At 42.5% G+C, this 25369-nt stretch carries 13 protein-coding genes; 8 read left to right on the forward strand and 5 right to left on the reverse strand.

Features of this window, described 5'->3' with window-relative positions; translation table 11 throughout:
• The first annotated feature begins 80 nt into the window (after window positions 1–80).
• Window positions 81–557, forward strand: coding sequence for an HU family DNA-binding protein (locus BSCG_RS13540; RefSeq protein ID WP_004310403.1), 477 nt, complete (start codon window positions 81–83; stop codon window positions 555–557).
• Between the two features lie 96 nt (window positions 558–653).
• On the opposite strand, the gene BSCG_RS13535 is transcribed toward BSCG_RS13540, so the two are convergent.
• From BSCG_RS13535 to BSCG_RS13520, 4 genes are read right to left on the reverse strand one after another with little or no spacing between them, the layout of a single operon-like run.
• Window positions 654–2309 carry a RagB/SusD family nutrient uptake outer membrane protein gene (locus tag BSCG_RS13535; protein WP_004310401.1) on the reverse strand — a complete coding sequence of 552 codons (1656 nt, stop codon included), beginning with the start codon at window positions 2307–2309 and terminating at the stop codon, window positions 654–656.
• An 8-nt stretch (window positions 2310–2317) separates the two neighbouring features.
• A complete protein-coding gene (locus BSCG_RS13530; RefSeq protein ID WP_008776099.1) occupies window positions 2318–5089 on the reverse strand; it encodes a SusC/RagA family TonB-linked outer membrane protein in 2772 nt (923 codons plus the stop codon).
• Between the two features lie 27 nt (window positions 5090–5116).
• Entirely contained in the window at window positions 5117–6913 is a 1797-nt protein-coding gene (locus BSCG_RS13525) for a RagB/SusD family nutrient uptake outer membrane protein (protein WP_008776100.1), read from the reverse strand.
• A gap of 11 nt (window positions 6914–6924) precedes the next feature.
• The gene (locus tag BSCG_RS13520) at window positions 6925–10050 is read right to left on the reverse strand and encodes a SusC/RagA family TonB-linked outer membrane protein (RefSeq protein ID WP_008776101.1); all 3126 of its coding nucleotides are present in this window, start codon (window positions 10048–10050) and stop codon (window positions 6925–6927) included.
• A gap of 485 nt (window positions 10051–10535) precedes the next feature.
• Here BSCG_RS13520 and BSCG_RS13515 point away from each other — a divergent pair, with 485 nt between their 5' ends.
• The 5 genes from BSCG_RS13515 (at window position 10536) to lpxA (ending at window position 20640) form a co-directional block, all read left to right on the forward strand.
• Window positions 10536–13643 carry a glycoside hydrolase family 2 TIM barrel-domain containing protein gene (locus tag BSCG_RS13515; protein ID WP_008776102.1) on the forward strand — a complete coding sequence of 1036 codons (3108 nt, stop codon included), beginning with the start codon at window positions 10536–10538 and terminating at the stop codon, window positions 13641–13643.
• A 181-nt stretch (window positions 13644–13824) separates the two neighbouring features.
• Window positions 13825–15000 (forward strand): efflux RND transporter periplasmic adaptor subunit, encoded by a 1176-nt coding sequence (locus BSCG_RS13510; RefSeq protein ID WP_008776103.1) that lies wholly within the window; start codon window positions 13825–13827, stop codon window positions 14998–15000.
• A gap of 16 nt (window positions 15001–15016) precedes the next feature.
• Window positions 15017–18448 (forward strand): efflux RND transporter permease subunit, encoded by a 3432-nt coding sequence (locus BSCG_RS13505; protein WP_008776104.1) that lies wholly within the window; start codon window positions 15017–15019, stop codon window positions 18446–18448.
• An 11-nt stretch (window positions 18449–18459) separates the two neighbouring features.
• Window positions 18460–19851: a TolC family protein gene (locus tag BSCG_RS13500; RefSeq protein WP_008776105.1), complete on the forward strand. Its 1392-nt coding sequence runs from the start codon at window positions 18460–18462 to the stop codon at window positions 19849–19851.
• Between the two features lie 18 nt (window positions 19852–19869).
• Entirely contained in the window at window positions 19870–20640 is a 771-nt protein-coding gene (lpxA, locus tag BSCG_RS13495) for an acyl-ACP--UDP-N-acetylglucosamine O-acyltransferase (RefSeq protein WP_008023953.1), read from the forward strand.
• An 84-nt stretch (window positions 20641–20724) separates the two neighbouring features.
• On the opposite strand, the gene BSCG_RS13490 is transcribed toward lpxA, so the two are convergent.
• Window positions 20725–21366: a carbohydrate-binding family 9-like protein gene (locus BSCG_RS13490; RefSeq protein WP_004310385.1), complete on the reverse strand. Its 642-nt coding sequence runs from the start codon at window positions 21364–21366 to the stop codon at window positions 20725–20727.
• Between the two features lie 187 nt (window positions 21367–21553).
• Here BSCG_RS13490 and BSCG_RS13485 point away from each other — a divergent pair, with 187 nt between their 5' ends.
• Together BSCG_RS13485 and BSCG_RS13480 are read left to right on the forward strand one after the other, a co-directional pair.
• Entirely contained in the window at window positions 21554–22564 is a 1011-nt protein-coding gene (locus tag BSCG_RS13485) for a LacI family DNA-binding transcriptional regulator (RefSeq protein WP_008023950.1), read from the forward strand.
• Between the two features lie 125 nt (window positions 22565–22689).
• Window positions 22690–25326, forward strand: coding sequence for a family 78 glycoside hydrolase catalytic domain (locus BSCG_RS13480; RefSeq protein WP_032849531.1), 2637 nt, complete (start codon window positions 22690–22692; stop codon window positions 25324–25326).
• The last annotated feature ends 43 nt before the right edge of the window (window positions 25327–25369 follow it).

Consider the following 25369-nt stretch of genomic DNA (forward strand, 5'->3'; position numbering starts at 1 on the left):
ATTTCGGAAACCATATCTTTGCATCGTGATCACAAAACAACAATAAAACAGATTAACTAACTATTAAAAGAAGAAAGACTATGGCATTAAAGTATGTTGTCAAGAAAAGAGTTTTCGGCTTTGACAAAACAAAGACTGAAAAGTATGTAGCACAGAATGTAATTACCAATACGGTAAATTTCAGAGATTTATGCAAGGAAGTATCCATGTTCGGTATGATTCCCGAAGGCGCAGTGAAACACGTGATTGACGCACTGATTGATACATTGAACACCAATCTCAACAAAGGATTGTCTGTACAATTAGGCGATTTCGGATGTTTCCGTCCGGGCATGAACTGTAAAAGTCAGAATGAAGAAAAAGATGTAGATGCCGATACCGTTCGTCGGGTGAAAATTGTATTTACTCCGGGATATAAATTTAAGGATATGCTGGATAATGTAAGTATCTACAAGACGGAAGGAAACGGCGGCACCTCTTCCGGAAATGGAGGGGGAAATAAACCGGAAAATCCGGACGAAGGCGGTAGCGGTGAGGCCCCGGATCCTGCAGCATAAAACTGGAACAAGGGACCACACATAGAAAAGGACTTCTTCCCATAAAAATGAACCCTAAAAGTTAGACAAAAACTTTTAGGGTTCGCTTAGTCATAGTTACCAGCCTGTATTTTGACCTAAATTAGGATTCTTATAATATTCAGTCTGTGGTATAGGATATAAGTACATCTTATCATCCCAGTTACGTGTTTCAAGCAATTCTTTCTTATAAACAGGCAAGCCGTTTTCCATAGTGATCTTGATGCAATAAATAGCTTTGGTTTTATCACCGATTTTCCAACGGCGGATATCCCAGAACCTATGGTCTTCGAACGCAAGTTCCACTCGTCTTTCACGACGGACGCTTTCAGTAAACGCGTCGCCGCTTGTTGTAATGGCAGGCATATCAGCAGCAGCACGCACCTGATTCAGTGCCGCACGTGCAGACAACGGATGGTCATTATCCGTATAATCAGCGTCTTTCCAGGCATCCATTGCTTCCGCATAGTTCAGGAGAATTTCCGCATAACGGAATATGATGAAATGGTGCGGTTTCTTTTTCTCATTGGAAGGAGCTAGAGAAACAGTCTCATTCATATACTTCTTCAAATAATAACCTGTGGTAGTCGCTCCGGTTGTTCCGGCACCGTCTTTTCCTCCTTCATAAGACTGGATGGTCGAGTTCATCCATGTATCGCCATTGCAAAGCACCGTTTTATAGAATCTTGGGTCTCTGCCTTCATACGGATTCTGCCCCGGTGTAATCTGTTCCCAGTCAAAGTCTTTTCCATTAGTCATCTGGAAGGCATCCACCAGGTTCTGGGTGGGCACGTTGCCTGTTTTCCCCTTTTCATAACTGATAGGCAAATTGTTAGCTTCAAAATCAAAGCTTTCCCCATTTCTACGTTCAAAAATTAATTGCGGAGATTTCAATACATCGTTTCCACCATTCTTGTCATACAAAGGATCTACATTCGTCTTCGGCAAACTGTACCAGTTCTCTTTTATGATAGCATAAGCCGCATCGGCAGCCGCTTTCCATTTATCGGCATCCTGTGCGGGATTATGCAACAAACTCGCCGCATAAAGAAGAGCACGGGATTTCAATGCCAACGCTGTACCTTTGGTCACACGTCCCGTCTCCGCCCAAAAGTCCTGATGACTGACAGGCAGAGTTTTGGCCGCGTCACTACATTCGTCACAGATATATTTTATCACTTCATTGAAAGAAGTCTTTTCCACGCCGTTGATTTCATCCAAAGCATACGTACGTGTCAAAAGTGGAATATCACCGTATCGTTTAGCCAGTTCGAACAGATAAAAAGCTCGCAACACCCGTAATTCTTCACGATACATGGTAGCTTTGGCAATGTCTTCTTCATACGTGTCGTTCCAGCGGAAACGCTCCAGTTTTTCCTGTGAATAGTTTTCAAGAAATGAATTGACGGAACGGATAGCTCCATAGCACTTCGACCACATATTATCGACTGCATTGTTGGGACTCCAGGCATTGTTATAAAAGTCGTGAACACTATTATCACTCCAGACATAAACAGAATTATCCGTTGCAGACTCCCTCAAAGCCCCGTCGAGCACTCCGAGATCTCCGGGCAACTGGCTATAAACGTAGGTAGCCAAACCTTTCACATTGCTAAAGTAGGAATAGGCCTCTTCCCTGTCCAAGCCTGTCGATTCGTCCAATTCGAGCAAGCTACACCCCGATACGGATAATAGCAAACCTGTATATAATAGGATATATTTTCTCATGGTCATCTCACATTTTAGAAGTTAATATTCAACCCGAAATAAACAGAAGTCATATCCGGATAATTGATTTTCAGATCTTCACAGTTCATATACTTCACATGATCGAGCGAAAAAAGATTGTTAGCTCTCGCATACACCTGAATCTTCTCCATTTTCACTTTCTTCGCCCAAGAGGAAGGAAGGTTATAGTAGACATTCAGGTTACGAAGTTTGAAATAGCTCCCGTTTTCCAACCACTGTGTACTGTTTCTGAAGTTATTGGCATTATCCAGCGTGGTCAGACGGGGGACATTTGCGATGTCTTTCGTTTCTTCCGTCCAGCGGATTCTGTCATTCAGATACCAGTTGGAAATATTCGTGTTGTTTCTCAACGGCCAGTATACGCTGGCAGTGTTCAACATCACACTATAATGGGCTACTCCTTGAAACAGAGCATCCACGCCGAAACCTTTATATTCAAATCCCAAATTAATGCCATAATAAATCTCCGGTATGGCAGTGGAATATCCTATCGCCTTCTGGTCATTGTTGTCAATCACGTTATCGCCATTCAGATCCCTGTACTTGACATCACCTGGACGTACTTCCGAGAATTTCTGCACCGGACTGCTCTTTATGTCCGCCTCATCTCTGAAATAACCGATAGCCTCCCAGCCAAAACACTGCCCGACAGGGTAACCTTTTTTAGACAAATAGCCATACGGCTGATATCCCTCACCATTTTCTACGACTTTACTTTTGGCATAGGAGAAGTTGGCTCCGATATAATAGTTGAAGTCCTTGTATTCCTTTTTCCACATGGCAGAGAGTTCCGTTCCTTTTGTTTCCACCTTTCCTGCATTCATCTGCGGAATAGTAACCCCGATTGCCGATGAGATCAGCCCACTTCCGTCAATCAGGATATTAGTGCGCTTGTCATAAAAACCGTCAATAGAAAAAGTCAGTCCCTTGAACAGGCTCATATCCAAACCGATATTATATTTATCCGCAACTTCCAGATCCAGTTGTTCCATTGCCAACACTCCTTCCTTCAGGCTACTTCCGGCAGAAGTATTTCCGGCCTGAAAATAGTAAGCACCGCTTCCTACCCAATATTGCTTATCCATGTCATAATCATAAATATCATATCCGGAGCGTCCGTAAGAAGCACGAAGTTTCAGATAGTCAAAAGCGGAAATTTCTTTCATGAAATTCTCGTTCGAAAGTATCCAGGCGGCAGAAATGGCGGGATATGCACGATACTTATCGTTCTTCCCCAATACGCTACTTCCAAAACAGTTGGCTACGATATCCACCATATAACGGTTGTCAAAATTATAACCTGCGGTTCCGATGATGTATTGACGGTAACGACTGTTATTAGCCCCTGTCAACGTCATTGATTCTTGACGAAACATAGCACTGGCCGTAAAATCATGTTTATCCCATGTCCGGTGATAATTGACCTTCGCTTCAAAATTGGCATGTATGTATTGATTGGCCAATCCTTTGTTGCTGATTTCCAGTTCATCGTTAGGATTTCCGTAATTCGTGTAAATCGGTTCTCCGTCTGTGCCTTTTTCAATGGTCTGGTACATAAAACTTTTCTTGGCTGTTTCCTGATAGGTCGCATTATTATCATAAGCAATAGCGAGTTCCACACTCAACCCGCGAGTCAATACAGACAAATCCTGCACCAACCGCAAATCCGCCTGCAACATACGCTGATTCAGTTTATAATAACCTACGTCCGCCAGATTGGCTATCGGGTTTGTTTTCAGCACATTGTTACTGCCCCAGAATCCATTCTGTGTCTGCACGGGAAATGCGGCGGACGGGGTGTTGAAAATCTGTTCAAACAAAGTAGCTTCCGACGTGGTGGGACGCTTGGTCTCTCGCAGCATACCGAGCATACTCAATTTCAATTTTGTCGCGTCCGTAATATCCACATCCAGATTCATGCGAAGATTGAGGAAGTATTTCTTCATCTGGGAGTTATAGCGATCTGTATAATCAGTGTACTTGCTATTCAGCAGTCCCATATCGTTTTTGTAATTGAGGACACTGAAATAACGAAGCCGCTTGCCACCTCCGCGGAAAGTGATGTCCAGTTGATGACTGGTTGTATGATTGCGTAACGCTTCTTTCTGCCAGTCCACATTCGGATAAAGATCGCTATTGCCTCCGGACAGGAAAGAAGCTTCATCCATGTCCGGTTGCAAGCCATCATATCTCAATGCTTCATTACGGGCTTTGGCATAGGTATAAGCATCGGCAAATTCCGGCTGATTAACAGGGAAGCCTAAACCAAACTTATAGTCTACTTTTATATCCTTCTGGCTATATATACCGCGTTTGGTAGTTATCAATACCACTCCGTTGGCGCCTCTGCCTCCCCAAAGAGCAGTAGCAGCACCGTCTTTCAAAACAGATATTGATTCTATTTCCGAAAGGTTGATATATTCGAGAGGGCGTGCAAAACCATCTACTACAAATAAAGGTGTATCTCCATTCAAAGAACCGCGTCCCCGCACATTGAGACGAGATTTATCTGTGCCCCAACTAGTGTTCTGCATCACACTCAATCCCGGCAACAAGCCATAAATGGCATTGTAAGGACTAGTGGCGGCATTTTTATCTAATTCATTCGAATAAATGGTAGAGACAGCCTGTGTCTTCCGTAATTCGGTGGTCGTCTGTGTGCCCAGATCGATTACCTTATCTTGTCCTTCATTATTTTGCGCTATACCCGTAGTGGCAAACGCCAACGAGAAAGCTACGATATAAAGTGATTTATTCATAATCATTCTTCTTATTGTTCAACGATTTGATTATTACCAACCCGGATTCTGAATCAATCCATATTTCTTGTTTATCTCATCTATAGGCAGAGGCAACAGGAAATACTTGTCGTTCCACTTTTCAGGTTTTGCATACTGACGCGTTTCCGCCATTGCATGAGATACGGTATAAGAAAAGCCGCTTGGCTCACCGGCCGCTTTTTTAATAATCAGACGTGACAATTGTCCGGTAAATATATCTGAGCGTTTCCAACGTACCAGATCGAAATAACGTACTTCTTCATAGCCGAATTCAATGGCTCTTTCGCGTAATATTGCTTCACGCAACGGTTTGCCGGCCGGAACATCTGTTGCCGAAATCGCAGGCATACCCGCACGCAGTCTGGTTTTATTCAGATAATCATAAGCCGTATTACCAAACTCATCACGGACTTCCGCCTTATTCAATTCGTTCATCGCTTCGGCCATATTCAAATAAACCTCCGGAAGACGGATCAACGGACAAGAATAAAATTTACCATTCACTTCGTCATTGAAGTTCCGTATGAATTTTCTCATGGCAACCCCATTGTAACTCATTCGTCCGTCTTTATAAGGCGCCTGGGTGGCTCCTTCGTAAATTTGCACTTTCTGGGCGCCCCTAAACTTATCTCCATTCACAGCAACCGTTTCATATAAGCGGATGTCTCTTCTCGGATTTCCGTCCTTATCAAAGAAGGGGAATTTTTTATGATCAGGATTGTTCCAGTCGAATTCTGTCCCGTCTTTCATCTGAAACATATCGACATAGGTCAGTGTAGGAGAAGCAACTCCATAACGTACCTGGGCGAACGGTGTCTTTCCCGTAGCATAAGTGGTGAATCTTCTAGAAGAAATCAAGACTTCACCGTTATGGCGATTGAAATATCCTGCTGCAAAATCATCGCGGGGATTACCTGTATTCACCAGTTGATAAGCGTCTGAGTTCTTTTTATTAGCCCGCATAAATTCTAATCCGGCATCCAACGCCTTCTGCCACCTGTCCGGTGAATAGTTGCCATACCAAGTAAGGAACTGAGACGAAGCATCTCCTTCCAGATAGGGCTTTTCAGCATTAAATAAAGGACTCGCCACAAACTGAAGCACTCTGGACTTTAACGCTAAAGCAGAAGCAGCCGTCATTCGTCCGTCATTATCTGCATTCACCTGCCAAGGCAGTACAGAGGCCGCTGCATCCAGTAATCCAACAATCTTCTGTACGGTTTCTTCTACTGTCATACGAGGAAATTTCATCGCATCTTCTGCCGTATATGCATGGTCTATCCACGGCATACCACCATAATAACGGAGCATTTGAGAATAATGATAGGCAATGATTACTTGCGCTTCCGCTTTTCCTATCGCTTTCTCATCCGCAGTCATATCCGGCACTCTATCCACATTCTCAATGTAAATGTAGGCTCTTCGAATACCATAAACCGGCCCTACTCCTATCGTAGTATTGGCGACATCCAACCGATATGGAAGATGTTCCAGATATGTATTTGTTCCGTCCACTGTTCCTGTATAGAATTTAGGCGCTCCCTTTTTCGTCCAGTCACCCAGATCGGTTAGCATTTCCAGAACGCCATATCCCAGACGTCCTTGCATCGGCAGATAATCCGGCAGGGAATGATAAGTTTCCGCCAGTGCCTGCTCAGCATATACCTTTTTGTTAAAAACAGAATCGATATTCTGTTCGTTACTTATCGGCTTATCCAGAAATTTCTCTCCAAATTTAAGGTCTTCGCACCCTATCAGTGTCAATACAGAGAGAGAAAGACAACCTATATATTTTTTATAGTTTTTCATTGTCAGCACTATTAAAAGGTTAGATTAATACCTAAATTATATATTTTAATGATAGGGTAAGAATCCGCATTATTCGGATTACATTCAGGGTCCATGATGTCAAACTTATCAAAAGTCAGCAGATTATAGCCTGTCAGTTTTATGCCTAACTGCTGGATACCCAGTTTCTTCAACATCTTCTTATCTGTGAAGTTATATCCTATTGTCACATTCTTCAGCTTCAAATAAGAACCGTCTCGCACCCACAAAGAGGAGGAACGCATATTATAGACTGCATTTGTCTCTGTAAACCGCGGTGTAGTAGCTGTATTAGCTGTTTCCGGTGTCCAGCGCGTATCTGCATGGAACTGCATCAAACCACGGATTTTACCATTACCAAAAGGTTCTCTGAAAGCTCCGTCCAGCAACAAAGAGCGTTGTGCAGCACCAGTCCAGTTCATCGTCAGGAAAAAGCCTTTGTAATTGATACCATAATTCAATCCGAATGTATAAGCCGGACGAGTCGGGTTTCCAATAATAGTCTGGTCGTCGGAAGTAATTTCCTCATCACCGTTCAAATCCCGGTATTTCACATCACCCGGCTTCACAGACACACCCGGATCGGGCAGACCTGCCACCAGTTTGCCGTTCTCTCCGAAGTCCGCTTCTGTATAGAAACCGTCCGCCACATACCCGAAGAGTGTTCCGACCGGATTTCCTGTCCGCCACATATAAGGTTCATTAGGCTCAACTTCGTCTTGGAAAATAATCTTATTCTTTGAATAGGAAACGTTTGCCTGAACATTATACTGAACCTGCCCGATCTTGTCATTCCACCTCACTTCTACCTCATATCCACGGTTTTTCACTTTACCCATATTTACAGCAGGTAGAATAGATGAAGTCAATCCCGTTAATAAAGGTACTGTCTTACGATTGATGAGAATATCCTTACGTTCTTCGAGGAAATAGTCCAAAGAGATTTTCAGACGGCTCTTCAAGAAATGAACGTCCAATCCATAGTTCTGTTTCAGCGCAGTTTCCCAAGTCACGTTCGGATTGCCCAGACGCTTCTCCAATGCACCCAGAATTAACGCCTTGCTGTTATAACCAAAGTTGAATCCATACTTATTGTTATTCCACCCGTCTACTCCGCTCAGATTCACATCATAAGAATCCGGCAGGAACAAGAAGCGGTTATTTCCAAGATTGTCATTTCCGACCAAGCCGACAGAAGCACGGAATTTCAGATAATCAACCACCTTCTGTTTTTTCATGAAGGCCTCTTCCGACAGGATATAACCGATGGAACCGGCAGGAAACGCACCGAATCTCTTACCCGGAGCAAAATTCTCAGAACCATTATAACCGAAGTTAACTTCTGCCATATAACGAGATTTGTAATCATACGTCAGACGGCCTACAAAACCGATGTAAGCAGACGGTACTCCCACCCACTGAGCGGGATAGTATTTCTTACTCTGATTGTACAAGAACAATCCCCCGACATTATGAAAACCAAACTTACGGTTATATCTCAAGCTTGCTTCCAGATACCAGTCTCGTGCCCGCGAAGAAGTTTCCTCATATTGCAAGTTCTTATTTTCTCCTTTGATCTTATAAACAATATTCTTGTTGAAATCCGGCGAATCATAACCAAGTGACGGATCTTCCAAAGAAGATTGATAGAAAGGCATAAATTGTTCCACTTGCCCTTTACGTTTTTTGGTAAAGCCATAACTCGTATTATAAGCACCTTTTATTTCCGCCGACAACCCTTTGGTTATGAAGTCTAACTTCTGATTCAACAGAAGGTCCAGATTCATCGTATTATTAATAGCTGTTGAGTAACCTGTCCCATAACACTTAGGCAAAGCACTATTGCCCAGATTGATTTTATTATCAAAACGTTCTTCAGGGGTAACTATGAGTTGTCCGTCAATCACACCCGGACTACTGAACGGAGTTGTCTGATTAATCAGTGTCCAAATCGAATTAGTCGCATCATTAATCATCGGCTCATTTCGGTTACCTACAATCCCGCCGATACCGATCTTCAGCGTGGTAGTCTTAGTTACATTAAAGTCTAAATTCGCGCGATAATTATATCTTTTGTATTTATAATTATTATCATACCCCACTCCTTCAAACTGTTTCAGCAAGCCATTCTGATATAAGAAACCTAAAGATATGAAGTAACGTATATCCTTTGTTCCTCCGGAAATATTAAGGTTATGCTGCGTTTGCACAGATGTTTTATTAAGCAGGTACTTTCTCCAGTCGATACTGGGGTACATAATAGGTTCATCATTCAATCTGAACCGTTCAACTGCATAATTATTAAACACCAAATCGTTCTCGGTAGCATTTGGCTTATCATTTGTTATAATCTCATTTCTCAAAGTAGCATACGTATAGCTATCTGCCATTTTAAGCATTCGGGTAGGCATCTGGATACCAACTGAAGAATTCACTGAGATTTTCGCTTTACCTTCTTTACCACGACGTGTAGTCACCAAAATTACGCCATTTGCACCACGCACACCGAACACGGCAGTAGCAGAAGCGTCTTTCAGAACCGTCACGCTCTCTATTTCATTCGGGTCCATTTGATAAAACGAACGTTCTATACCATCCACCAAAATCAAAGGAGAGGAAGCACTTTCTGTTAAGGAACCCACTCCGCGAATAAATACCTTAGGGTCCTCCTGCCCCGGCTGACCGCTAGTCTGAACGGATGAAAGTCCTGTAATCTGGCCCGCCAGCGAATTGGCCACACTTGCATTCGGCGAACGTATCAACGCTTCATTGTTTACAGCAGAAATAGCTCCTGTCAGAGTTTCTTTCTTTTGTGTACCATAGGCCACAACTGTAACTTCCTGAAGTTCATTGGCCGTTTCTTTTAAAATAATTTTCAGTTGTTTGCGTCCATTTAATGGCACTTCTTGAGGTTCATATCCCATGAACGAAATTTGCAGAACTGCTTTTTGAAGATTGCTTACTTTTAAATGGAAAACACCATTCATGTCAGTAATAGCACCGTTAGCCGTGCCTTTTTCCTTTACATTGGCACCAATCACCTCTAAGTTGGATTCATCCAATACAGTTCCCGTTACTGTATTTTGCGCCCATGCCAAGAGCGAACAACACATAAGCATTAACGTACTAATGCACCTCTTGCATCTTTTTAGTCTCGTTAGTTTGTTCATAATAATAAATTTAAGAATTTGAAATAGGTTTGTTAAAAACACTCGCCGCAAATTAAGTGAATGTAATAGTTTTTAAGATACAATTATCATACTAAAAAGGGACAAAATAGTACAAAACAAGAAATAAAAAGCATTAAAATTAGCTGTATTACTCATAGTATCAGGATGTCACGCTAGAAAAATACAGCCTATTCATCGTTTCTTCTTTACTTTACCATACTCGAGAGGTGATACTCAAAAAGTTAATTTACCAAGTTCTTCTTTCATCATAAATCTATGCCAACTTCACATACCATTACCAGACTCCATTGAATAGTTCATAAATAAATTAAAATTGAACTATTGACATACCTATTAGACTTATTATTCTCCTTTATTAATCAAATTATTCCCTATCTTTGACTCCAGAAATTCAAACCTAATACAAAAAACCCATGAAGAAACAACTACTCTCTTGCTGCTTGGCTGCATTGGGACTGACAGCAATTCAAGCACAAAGCTTCAACGAGTGGAAAGACCCGGAAGTGAATTCCGTAAACCGCTCCGCTATGCACACTAATTACTTTGCTTTCGCATCGGCTGATGAAGCTAAAGCCGGCATTAAAGAAAATTCCACAAATTTCATGACCTTGAACGGTCTTTGGAAATTCAACTGGGTAAGACACGCAGACGCACGCCCAACCGACTTTTATCAGACTAATTTCAACGACAAAGGTTGGGATGACCTTCAAGTTCCCGGCGTTTGGGAGTTGAACGGCTACGGTGACCCTATCTATGTCAACGTAGGATATGCCTGGAGAAGTCAATTCAAAAACAACCCTCCGCTAGTGCCGACAGAAAACAACCACGTAGGCTCTTACCGCAAAGAAATCATCCTTCCTGCCGACTGGAAAGGCAAAGAAATTTTCGCACATTTCGGCTCGGTAACGTCCAATATGTACCTTTGGGTGAACGGACGCTACGTAGGATATAGCGAAGACAGCAAACTGGAAGCTGAATTCAATCTGACTAACTACCTGAAACCGGGTAAGAACGTCATCGCCTTTCAAGTTTTCCGCTGGTGCGACGGTAGTTACCTGGAAGATCAGGACTTCTTCCGCTACTCGGGCGTAGGACGCGACTGTTATCTTTACGCACGCGACAAGAAATACATCCAGGACATTCGCATTACTCCCGATTTGGACAGCCAATATAAAGACGGTACATTGAATATATCCGTTGACCTGAAAGGAAGCGGCACAGTAGCTTTAGACTTGACAGATGCTCAAGGCAACAGCGTAGCGACTGCCGACCTGAAAGGTTCGGGAAAATTAAACACGACTCTATCCGTCTCCAATCCGGCGAAATGGACTGCTGAAACGCCTAATCTCTACACGCTGACCGCTACACTGAAAAACGGCAACAACGTAGTAGAAGTAATCCCTGTTAAAGTAGGTTTCCGCAAGATTGAATTGAAAGGCGGACAGATACTCGTAAACGGACAACCGGTACTCTTCAAAGGAGCCGACCGTCACGAAATGGACCCGGACGGCGGTTATGTGGTTTCTACCGAACGTATGTTGCAGGATATCAAAGTGATGAAAGAACTCAATATCAACGCCGTGCGTACCTGCCATTACCCGGACGACAACCGTTGGTATGACCTGTGCGACCAATACGGTCTGTATGTAGTAGCCGAGGCAAACGTAGAATCTCACGGAATGGGCTACGGCGACCAGACACTGGCAAAGAACCCAATCTACGCCAAAGCTCACATGGAACGCAACCAACGCAACGTACAACGTGGTTACAACCATCCGTCCATCATCTTCTGGTCATTGGGTAATGAAGCCGGCATGGGACCAAACTTTGAGAAATGCTACACTTGGATTAAAAATGAAGACAAGACACGTGCCGTACAGTACGAACAAGCAGGAACCAGCGAATTCACCGATATTTTCTGCCCGATGTACTATGACTACGACGCTTGTATCAAATATAGCGAAGGCAATATCCAAAAGCCGTTAATCCAATGTGAATACGCGCACGCTATGGGTAACTCCGAAGGCGGATTCAAAGAATACTGGGACATCATCCGTAAATATCCGAAATATCAGGGCGGATTTATCTGGGACTTCGTAGACCAGTCCTGCCACTGGAAAAACAAAGACGGAGTAAGCATCTACGGCTATGGCGGCGACTTCAACAAATACGACGCTTCGGATAATAACTTCAACGACAACGGTTTGATTAGCCCCGACCGCGTACCCAATCCGCATGCATACGAAGTAGCTTATTTCTATCAGGATATATGGACGACTCCTGCTGATCTTGCCAAAGGCGAAATCAACATCTTCAACGAGTATTTCTTCCGCGACTTATCTGCTTATTACATGGAATGGCAATTACTGGCAAACGGAGAAGTAGTGCAAACAGGCATCGTATCCGACCTGAAAGTAGCGCCCCAACAAACTGTGAAAGTGCAAATTCCATTTGACACAAAGAACATCTGTCCTTGCAAAGAACTGCTACTCAACGTGAGCTACAAACTGAAAGCCGCCGAAACACTGCTGCCGGCCGGAACCACCATCGCTTACGACCAACTAAGCATCCGTGACTACAAAGCACCGGAACTGAAACTGGAAAACCAACAAGCCTCTAACCTTCCGGTCATCGTGCCCACCATTTTGGACAACGACCGCAACTTCCTGATTGTAAAAGGTGAAAACTTCTCTATGGATTTCAACAAACACAATGGTTACCTCTGCCGTTACGACGTCAACGGCATGCAACTGATGGAAGATGGCAGCGCACTGACTCCTAACTTCTGGCGTGCACCGACCGACAATGACTTCGGAGCCGGACTGCAACGCAAATATGCTGCCTGGAAGAATCCGGAACTGAAACTGACTTCTCTGAAACATGCTATTGAAAACGATCAGGCAGTGGTTCGTGCCGAATATGACATGAAGTCGATTGGCGGAACATTATCACTGACTTACACCATTAACAACAAGGGAGCAGTGAAAGTTACCCAAAAGATGGCGGCAGACAAGAGCAAGAAAGTTTCTGACATGTTCCGTTTCGGTATGCAAATGCGTATGCCGGTCAACTTCAACGAGATAGAATATTACGGCCGTGGTCCGGGAGAAAACTATGCCGACCGCAACCACGCGGCCATGTTAGGAAAATATCGCCAGACGGTGGAAGAACAATTCTATCCTTACATCCGCCCGCAGGAAACCGGAACAAAAACGGATATCCGCTGGTGGAGACTTCTGAACATCAGTGGCAACGGACTGCAATTCGTATCGAGTGCTCCTTTCTCCGCTTCTGCCCTGAATTACACCATCGAGTCATTGGATGACGGCGACGGCAAAGACCAGCGTCACTCACCGGAAGTAGAAAAGGCAGACTTCACCAACTTCTGTATCGACAAGGCGCAAACCGGACTTGCCTGTGTCAACAGTTGGGGAGCTATCCCACTGGAAAAATATCGTCTTCCTTATCAGGATTATGAGTTAAGTTTTATTATGACTCCTGTATATCATAAAATAAAGTAAAAAACATAGTTAAAAAACACGGTATCAGAGAACAAGAATACCGAATTTAAAGTACTTTTGCAACCGGAAACTAAATTATCTAATTTAGTTTCCGGTTTTTCTTCCTTAACCCCCTTATCTATATAGATGAACAGCACACTGGAAACAAACGCATTAAATTAAAAAACAGATATTTATAAGTATGAAAAGTAGAATTGTTTTATTTGCATTTTGCGTAGCCCTCTTGTCTAGTTGTGGCAATAAGGGCAATGACACAGGAAAGGTTCCTGAATATGCAGTACAAGAGTTACAAAAAACGACTGCTAATTTAACAACTGCCTATCCGGCTACAATTAAAGGAAAACAAGATGTAGAAATCCGCCCCCAAGTATCGGGCTTCATCACGAAACTCTGTGTAGACGAAGGAGCAGCTGTACGTAAAGGACAAGTGTTGTTCATTGTTGATCCGACTCAATACGAAGCAGCTGTACGTACTGCCAAAGCAGCCGTAGCTACAGCAGAAGCAGCAGTGAGTACTCAACAGATGACGTATGACAATAAGAAAGAGTTGAACAAAAAGCAAATCATCAGTGACTATGACCTGGCAATGGCAGAAAACTCCTTGGCACAGACTAAAGCCCAGTTGGCACAAGCAAAAGCGCAACTGACCACTGCTCAACAGAACTTGTCATTCACACAAGTTAAAAGTCCGTCAGATGGCGTTATCAACAATATCCCTTATCGTGTAGGAGCATTGGTAAGCCCTTCTATCGCTACGCCGATGACTACTGTTTCCGAGATTGACGAAGTATATGTATACTTCTCAATGACAGAAAAGGAATTGCTGGCAATGACCAAGTCCGGTAGCACTATCAAAGAAGAAATCAGCAAAATACCGACTATCAAACTGCAATTAATTGATGGTTCCACATACGATATAGAGGGTAAAGTAGATGCTATCACAGGGGTTATCGACCAATCTACCGGTTCGGTAAGTATCCGTGCTATCTTCCCGAATAAGGAACATGTATTGCGTAGCGGAGGTACTGCAAACGTTCTGATTCCTTATACCATGGAGAATGTTATCACTATACCACAGTCTGCAACAGTAGAAATCCAGGATAAGAAGTTCGTTTATGTTTTGCAACCGGACAGCACGGTAAAATATACAGAAATCAAAATCTTCAATCTGGATAACGGAAAAGAGTACTTGGTTACTTCCGGTTTGAATTCAGGAGATAAAATCGTAATCGAAGGAGTACAAAACCTGAAAGATGGCCAGAAGGTTCAGCCTATCACACCGGCGCAAAAAGAAGCAAACTATCAACAACATTTGAAAGACCAACACGACGGTAATTTAGCCACAGCCTTCAACTAATAATCAGATAATCATTATGAAATTAGATAGATTTATTAACCGTCCGGTACTATCAACCGTTATTTCTATCCTGATAGTCATCCTGGGGGCTATCGGATTGGCGACACTGCCTATCACGCAGTATCCGGACATCGCGCCTCCTACCGTTTCGGTAAGAGCCACCTATACGGGAGCCAGTGCATCGACCGTATTGAATTCCGTGATTGCTCCGTTGGAGGAACAAATCAACGGTGTAGAAAACATGATGTATATGACCTCAACTGCGTCAAACACGGGTTCCGGTGAGATATCCATATATTTCAAACAAGGAACAGACCCGGACATGGCCGCCGTCAATGTACAAAACCGTGTTTCTATGGCACAAGGTCTGTTGCCGGCCGAAGTAACTAAAGTCGGTGTAACCACTCAAAAACGCCAGACTTCCATGCTGGTAGTATTCTCTCTCTATGACGAGACAGATACATATAGCGAATCGTTTATTGAAAACTATGCTAAGATCAACTTGATTCCTCAAGTACAACGTGTACCGGGTGTGGGTGACGCCAACGTTTTGGGTCAGGATTATTCTATGCGTATCTGGTTACGACCGGACGTCATGGCACAATACAAGCTCGTTCCCGGTGATGTTTCCGCTGCTCTGGCAGAACAGAATGTCGAAGCTGCTCCAGGACAGTTCGGTGAACGCAGTAACCAGACTTTCCAATACACCATCCGTTATAAAGGACGCTTGCAACAGCCTGAAGAGTTTGAAAATATCGTTATCAAATCTCTTCCTGACGGTGAAGTACTCCGTCTGAAAGATATAGCAGAAATTCAGCTGGACCGCTTGGGATATAACTTTACCAACCGGGTAGACGGACACAAGTCTGTGACTTGTATCGTATACCAGATGGCAGGAACCAATGCGACACAGACCATCAGTGATATTGAAGCATTGCTGGATGAAGCATCAAAAACGTTGCCTACCGGATTGAAGCTGAACATCTCCATGAATGCCAACGACTTCCTTTTCGCTTCTATCCATGAAGTGTTGAAGACGTTGATCGAAGCATTTATCCTGGTGTTTATCGTAGTGTATATCTTCTTGCAGGATTTACGTTCCACATTGATTCCGACTATCGCCATTCCGGTAGCTCTGATCGGTACTTTCTTCATCCTGTCCCTGGTAGGATTCAGTTTGAACTTGTTGACGTTATGTGCGCTCGTGCTTGCTATCGCGATTGTGGTCGACGATGCGATTGTGGTCGTCGAGGGTGTGCATGCCAAGCTTGACCAAGGTTATACATCTGCGCGTCTGGCTTCTATCGATGCTATGAATGAATTGGGTGGTGCTATCGTATCTATTACGCTGGTCATGATGGCCGTATTCGTTCCGGTAAGTTTCATGGGAGGTACAGCAGGAACATTCTATCGTCAGTTCGGTATGACTATGGCAATCGCTATCGGTCTGTCCGCATTGAACGCATTGACTTTGAGTCCGGCTTTGTGCGCTGTTCTTCTGAAACCTCACAAAAAAGAAGATGGAACTACGGAAGACTCCACATTGAAAGAACGTATGAAAGTAGCCTATACGGCAGCCCATACAACCATGATCAACAGATATACCGAGGCTATCGGAAAGATGTTGCATCCGGGAATTACACTTACTTTCACGCTTATTGCCATTCTCGGCATGATCTTTGGTTTGTTCAGTATCAATCCGATAGTTACTGCAATTTTCGTAGTGCTTAGTATTCTGGCACTGATCGGAATGAGTACGAAGAAGTTTAAAAACAGATTCAACGATACATACGAATCAATCCTGAAACGTTATAAGAAACGAGTACTGTTCTTTATCCAGAAGAAATGGTTGTCTATGGGATTAGTTGTCGCTTCCATTGCGATACTTGTATTCTTCATGAACACCACTCCGACAGGTATGGTGCCTAATGAAGATACCGGAACGCTGATGGGAGCAGTGACATTGCCTCCGGGTACTTCCCAAGACCGTTCTGAAAAAATCCTGGCACGTGTAGACAGTTTGATTGCTTCCGATCCTGCGGTATTGTCACGTACCATGATTTCCGGATTCAGCTTTATCGGTGGCCAGGGACCGTCATACGGTTCTTTCATCATCAAACTGAAAAACTGGGACGAACGTTCTATGATACAGAATTCAGACGTTGTAGTCGGTTCCTTATATATGCGTGCACAAAAGATTATCAAAGAAGCACAGGTATTGTTCTTCGCTCCTCCTATGATCCCGGGTTACTCGGCATCTACGGATATTGAGGTAAATATGCAAGATAAGACCGGTGGTGACCTGAACAAATTCTTCGATGTGGTTAATGATTATACGGCAGCACTGGAAGCACGTCCGGAAATCAATTCGGCAAAAACTTCCTTCAACCCGAATTTCCCGCAATACATGATCGACATCGATGCAGCAGCTTGTAAAAAAGCAGGTATCAGCCCGAGCGATATCCTCACTACCATGCAAGGATATTACGGAGGTTTGTATGCATCCAACTTCAACCGTTTCGGTAAGATGTATCGTGTTATGATTCAATCAGATCCATTGTCACGCAAAAACTTGGAATCTTTGAAGAATATCAAGGTGCGTAATAGTGCAGGTGAGATGGCCCCGATTGCCCAGTTCATCTCTGTGGAGAAAGTATATGGTCCGGATATTATCAGCCGTTTCAACCTTTATACCTCTATGAAAGTAATGGTAGCTCCGGCAAGTGGTTATACATCCGGTCAGGCATTGACTGCCCTCGCCCAGGTTGCCCAAGAAAACCTGCCTACCGGTTATACGTATGAATTAGGAGGTATGGCGCGTGAAGAGGCTCAAAGTAGCGGAAGTGCTACCGGACTGATTTTTGTGCTCTGTTTCGTATTCGTTTACTTATTGTTGAGTGCACAGTACGAAAGTTACATTCTTCCGCTGGCTGTATTGTTATCCGTTCCGTTCGGTCTGTTAGGCAGCTTCCTGTTTGTGAACGGTGTAAGTGCTATCGGTAATATTTCGGCATTGAAGATGATTCTGGGTACGATGTCCAACAATATCTATATGCAGATCGCGTTAATCATGTTGATGGGTCTGTTGGCGAAGAACGCCATCCTGATTGTAGAGTTCGCCCTCGACCGTCGTAAGATGGGTATGAGTATCACTTGGGCAGCTGTATTGGGTGCCGGTGCCCGTCTCCGCCCGATTTTGATGACATCATTGGCTATGGTAGTCGGTTTGCTTCCGTTGATGTTTGCCTTCGGTGTAGGTGCCCACGGTAACCGTACACTAGGTACTGCTTCTATCGGTGGTATGTTAATCGGTATGATTTGCCAAATTTTCATCGTTCCTGTCTTGTTTGTTATCTTCCAGTATCTGCAAGAGAAAGTTAAACCGATGGAATGGGAAGATATCGACAATACAGATGCCGTAACAGAGATTGAACAATACGCTAAATAATGAAATTCGATATGAAGAAACAGATTCTATATATGTTGTGCGCAACTGCTCTCTTGAGCAGCTGCCACATCTATAAGTCGTATGACAGACCCGAAGACATCACTACTTCCGGCCTGTATCGCGATCCGGTAGCGGATAATGATACACTGGTTTCGGATACAGCCAACTTCGGTAATCTGCCGTGGAGAGAAGTCTTCACCGACCCGCAACTCCAGTCTCTCATCGAAACGGGACTGAAACAAAATACGGACCTCTTGTCCGCCGCTCAAAATGTGAAAGCAGCAGAAGCATCCCTCATGTCGGCACGCCTGGCTTATGCCCCGTCATTAGGATTGTCTCCGCAAGGAACGATCAGCAGCTTTGACAAGAATGCAGCTACAAAAACTTATTCATTACCTGTCACAGCCAGTTGGCAAATCGATTTATTCGGTCAGTTGCTGAACTCGAAACGAAATGCGCAAGTTACACTGAAGCAAATGAAAGCTTACCGCCAGGCAGTACAAACACAAGTTGTCTCTAACATCGCCAATATGTATTATACATTAATGATGTTGGACCGCCAACTGGAAATAACCAAAGCCACGGCTGAAATTCTGAAAAAGAATGCCGAGACAATGGAAGCAATGAAAAACTCTGCTATGTACAATATCAATTCGGCAGGCGTAGAACAGAGCAAGGCTGCCTATGCGCAAGTACTTGCCACTATTCCCGACATTGAACAAAGCATCCGTGAGACAGAAAATGCCCTGTCCACTTTCCTCGGAGAAGCTCCTCATGCCATCAAACATGGTGTATTGGAAACACAAGTACTTCCAACGGAACTTTCCGCAGGTATACCTATTCAATTGCTATCCAACCGCCCGGACGTGAAAGCAGCCGAAATGTCATTGGCAAGTTGTTATTACAATACAAATTCGGCACGTGCTTCATTCTATCCGCAAATCACGCTCAGCGGCTCTGCGGGATGGACAAACAGCGCCGGAAGTGCGATTATAAATCCGGGTAAGTTGTTGGCTTCTGCCATTGGTTCGCTGACACAGCCTTTGTTCTACCGGGGACAAAACATTGCTCGTCTGAAAGCTGCCAAAGCGCAGGAAGAACAAGCGAAATTATCTTTCCAGCAGGCCTTGTTGAATGCCGGTAGTGAAGTCAGCAATGCGCTAAGTTTATACCAAAAGACGAGTGAAAAGGTAGAATCTCGTCAAATGCAAGTAGAATCTGCCAAAAAAGCTTCGGAAGATACAAAAGAATTGTTTAACTTAGGGACTTCAACCTACCTGGAAGTATTGTCTGCACAGCAGGCTTACTTGAGCGCACAAATTTCACAGGTTTCTGATTGCTTTGATCGGATGCAGGCTGTAGTAAGCCTTTACCAGGCACTGGGTGGTGGAAGAGAAGAATAACTTTAAACTTATACTATTATGATTAGTCCGTTAGCTTACGTAGATCCCGAAGCAAAGCTGGGCAAGAATGTAACCGTTCTGCCTTTTGCCTACATTGAAAAGAATGTAGAGATCGGGGATGATTGCGTCATCATGTCTTACGCTAGTATCCTGCAAGGTACTAAAATGGGAAAAGGAAACAAGGTACATCAGAATGCTGTCCTCGGAGCGGAACCACAAGATTTCCACTATACTGGAGAAGAAAGCAGCCTGATTATCGGAGATAATAACGATATTCGTGAGAATGTAGTAATCAGCCGCGCTACATTTGCCGGCAATGCTACCAAAATCGGAAACGGAAACTACCTGATGGATAAAGTACATCTTTGCCATGACGTACAAATCAACAATAACTGTGTGGTAGGTATCGGCACCACTATTGCAGGAGAATGTACGTTGGATGATTGCGTTATCCTAAGTGGAAATGTCACCTTGCACCAGTATTGCCATATAGGTAGCTGGACACTGATACAGAGCGGATGCCGTATATCTAAAGATGTACCTCCGTACGTTATCATGTCAGGAAATCCGGTAGCATATCACGGTGTAAACGCCGTAGTTCTTTCTCAACATCACAATACATCGGAAAGAATCCTTCGTCACATCGCTAATGCATACCGTTTGATTTATCAGGGTAATTTTAGCGTTCAGGATGCTGTACAGAAGATCATCGATCAGGTTCCTATGAGTGAGGAGATCGAGAATATTGTAAATTTCGTGAAGAACTCGGAAAGAGGGATTGTGAAATAAACAAAGTGAGTCCATATAAAGAAGGTTGATACTTGAAAAAGTATCAACCTTCTTTTTTATATTCAAATTCAAAGATTCAATTCACTATTCAAACTCCAACGTTCCGAAGAAATCAGGGCGGTGGAAATCCGGCTGTTCAATCTGTATCGGATTCCATGAAAGGAAATGAGGGGTCTGCAATTCATCGCCACATTTATAGAAATTAGCTTTTATCTCCTTTCCGTCGAGCGAATCAATCTGGTGCTTAAAGAACACAGAATACGGAATAATAAGGGCCACTTCCCAGTCCGTTTCACCGATGCGTTCAGCAAAAGGCTGATTACCCAGACTAGACCAGCGTTGTACAAGAGCAGTCACCTCTTTCGGTGCATGTTCGCGGTTGTTACGCACAGGTCCGGCACCCACCAGAATAGTTCCGATGCAATTGCATTCTATATTATAATAGATCCCGTCGCCTGCAGGTATGGAAAAGAATTCCACGCAGGAGTCAGTCCATACAGAACCGTTATCTTTTCCATACTTGGCACGTACACTCTCCTCTTTCACTTTAAAATGTAGCAAAATCGAGTTCTGTGTGTGAGCAATTCGAAAATTCACTTTAGGTTTGTAAGGATATTCAGCCCAATTGACACACTGAATCGACTGAAAATCTATTTTTTCTTCATCGAATAGTTTAGGAAGCGAACAAGCCTCCACGTTAGCCGCACTAATTTTCTTTACTTTCATATATCTTTCGTTTGAATGATACAAATATAGTTACTTTCTTTGGTTTACACCTTATTTCTATGTTATTTTTAAATTGCAAATTATTATATCAAAAAATAATATTTAGTTAAATATTACTCAACTATTATATAATGAGATATTTTTTCATATATTTGCCATCACTTAACCGATTAAATAGATACTGTTTATGAAAACATCCCTTAAAGACATAGCAGAAACCTTAAAATTATCCAAGACAACAATCTCTTGGGTACTTTCTGGTAAGGGGGATGAAAAAGGTATTAGTCTTGCTACACAAGAAAAAGTCTTTCAATGCGCCAAACAGTTGAATTACCAGCCTAATTTATTAGCCAGAAGCCTAAATACGGGTATATCAGGCACAATCGGATTAATCATACCGGATATTACAGACTCTTTTTACTCCAAAGTTGCCCGTTCTATAGAAAAGGAAGCGGAAACACAAGGCTATTCATTAATGATTTGTAGCTCTGAATCTGAAATAGAAAGAGAAAACAGAATGATCCGGTTATTCAAAGCGAAACAGGTGGATGGAATTATAGTAGCCCCCACAAAAGTTTCTAAAATTGAAATACAGAATCTAGTCAAAGAAGGCTATCCATTAGTCTTATTTGACCGCTACTTTCCTGAGATGCAGACAAACTACATCATTATTGACAATGAAGGCAGTAGCTACGAGTTAGTAAAGAAAATGATCGATAACGGATCATCTAAAATAGCTATTATTACCACGAATCCTCATCTCCGCACAATGAATATGAGACGAGAAGGGTATGCAAGAGCTTTAATTGAAGCCAACCTACCCGTTGATCCTGATCTATATGGAGAGGTGACCTTTGTTGATTATGAGAAGAATGTTTTCAAGACTCTTGATCAAATATTCAGCAAAGTACCTGATGTAGATGGGTTCTTCTTCACAACCCATATTTTGGCTCTGGAAGCATTCCGTTACTTTTATGAAAAAGGAATCAATATAAATAAAGGATATGAATTGGCTTGTATTCATGGAGTATCAGCATTCCGTGTCTTAGCACCTAATATGAACATCGCAAGAATGCCAATAGAAGAGATCGGTAAGAATGCCGTAAGGATTCTACTTGGCGATATCAAATATCGCTTGGAAAATTCGACCGAAAAAAGAGAAGTAGAAACACTTGTCCTGCCATGTTCATTACCCTAGTCATGATTTTACATTTTTTCTTCAATCACTTAACCGGTTTAGTGAAAATAAATAATGATATCAAATTAACAAATGTAACAATAAAGAAAATAGCCCTCTAATTATTAACATAAAGATACAGAATTATGAAGTTCCAAATTAAAAATGAAAAATACATGCTGGCTCTATTAGGACTTCTAGTATGGGCATGCAGCAGTAACAACATTGATATTGAAAATATGCGATGTGAATATCAAATTTCTCCAATTGGCATTGATTCACCAGCACCGCGTTTTACTTGGAATTACACAACCAATAATGAAGATGCAACAGAGTTTTCTCAAGACAGCTATCAGCTATATATCGCCACCCGGGAACAAGATTTGAGAAACTCATCCGATAATAGCTGGCAATCTGACACTATTTACTCTGATACTCCTCATGCGACCTATCAAGGATCAGAAAAATTGAAATCCAGAACTCGTTATTACTGGCAAGTAATAGCATGGGATAAAACAAAGGAACATAAGATTATCTCTCCTATATCCAGTTTTGAAACAGCTCAACTCAACCAAAGTGACTGGACAGGAGTATGGATTACTGATAATCATGATAAAGATTATACGCCAGCGCCCATGTTGCGCAAGTCGTTTATCGCTCAAGATGATATACAACAAGCAAGATTATATGTAAGTGCCGCTGCATATTATAAAATGACATTAAATGGTAAATCAATAACATCATCACATCTCAATCCGGGTTTTACTCATTATAATAAAAGAAATCTGTATAACACATACGACGTCACTTCACAACTGCTCAAAGGAGAGAACGTACTATCTGCAATACTTGGGAACGGATTCTACAACGAATCGGCCCCTGTAGCAACATGGAGCTATGAGCAAGCCCGCTGGCGTAACCGCCCAAGAATGATCTGCGAAATGGAGATATTATATAAAAATGGAGAAAAGCAAACCATCCATTCAGATTCTACTTGGAAAACGAGTATCGGTCCTTATATACAAAACAATATTTATAGTGGTGATACCTATGATGCATGTCTTGCAATTGCTGGATGGGACAAACCGGGTTTTGATGACTCTAAATGGACAAATGCAATTCAGGTGGCTGCCCCTTCTCCCCTACTAGTATCACAAAACATGCCTGCTATTGAAACGGAACAATTTATCACTCCAATCAATATGCGTTCTTTTGGTGATACAGTCTATGTATACGATTTTGGAGTTAATATGTCAGGGGTCTGTACTCTTTCTATCAATGGCAAGAAAGGCACTAAAGTCAGTATGCAACACGGCGAATTGCTAAAAGATAACGGACGCTTGGAAATGCGCAACTTAGATATTTACTACAAACCATTACCTGGCCTCGCTTTTCAAACAGACACTTATATATTGGACGGAAAACAAGGTACATTCACTCCAGATTTTACATATCATGGATTTCAATATGTAGAAGTTCGTTCAGATCGTCCTGTAAAACTTACTAAAGAGAGCTTAACCGCTCAATTCATACATACGGCTGTTCCTCCTGTTGGTAAATTCAGTTGTTCAAATGAACTATTAAATAAAATATGGAAAGCTGCTAATCAATCATATTTATCAAATCTGATGAGTATCCCGACTGACTGTCCCCAACGAGAGAAAAATGGATGGACTGCCGATGCACACATAACAATGGATTTAGGATTATTAAACTTCGATGGTATTACTTTCTATGAAAAATGGCTGGATGATATGATTGATAATCAAAATGAAGAAGGACGTATATCGGGAATCATTCCTAGTTCCGGATGGGGCTATGATGACTGGATAGGTCCTGTATGGGATGCTGCCATGTTTATCGTGCCAATGGCAATTTACCACTACTATGGAGATACAAGAAGCATCGAAAAACTATGGCCTGTATGCACCAAATACCTTGCCTACCTCGCAGGACGCGAGGACGCGGAAGGAACCGTAACTTACGGAATTGGTGACTGGGTATTCCATAAAACACAAACCCCTACAGAATTCACCACTACCTGCTATTATTATTTAGACAATCTGTATATGGCTAAATTTGCAGAACTCATTGGAAAAGATGGTAGTAGTTATGCTAAGAAAGCAGAAGAATTGAAATTGCTTATCAATCACAAATACTTCGACACATCCAAAGCTATTTATGCCAATGGTTCGCAAGCAGCACAAGGAGTTGCCTTATACCTTGGAATCGTTCCTAAAGAATACGAACAGCAGGTTGCAGATAATCTTTCTACGATGATAAAAGCCAATAAAAACCTGCTCGATTTTGGAGTTTTAGGCAGTAAAACAGTCCTGCGGATGCTTTCCAAATATGGATATGCTGACTTGGCATATCAGATGGCCGCACAAGAAGAAGCTCCATCTTGGGGCAATTGGATAAAACAAGGTTTCACTACACTAGCAGAAACATGGATACTTTCACCTGAATTTAGAGATGCCTCCGTAAATCACATGTTTCTTGGAGACATTAATGCATGGATGTACAATATATTGGCAGGCATTAATTATGATGAACAGAAACCCGGATTCAAACATATTCTTATCCAACCTCATTTCGTAAAAGGTCTTGACTGGGTAAAAGCAGAATATAAATCTGTAAACGGAATCATTCGTTCTGAATGGGAACGTAAAGGAGAACAAGTGATTCTCAAAGTCACGATCCCAGTCAATACGAATGCAACAGTAGAATATAATGGTAAAAAGATAGATTTAAGGTCAGGAAAACATCAACTCACATTTTAATTGAAACAAAAGAAAGGAGGTTTAATAGAGGTATATAAAGAAG

It is taken from the genome of Bacteroides sp. 2_2_4 (assembly GCF_000157055.1).
Lineage (GTDB): Bacteria > Bacteroidota > Bacteroidia > Bacteroidales > Bacteroidaceae > Bacteroides > Bacteroides ovatus.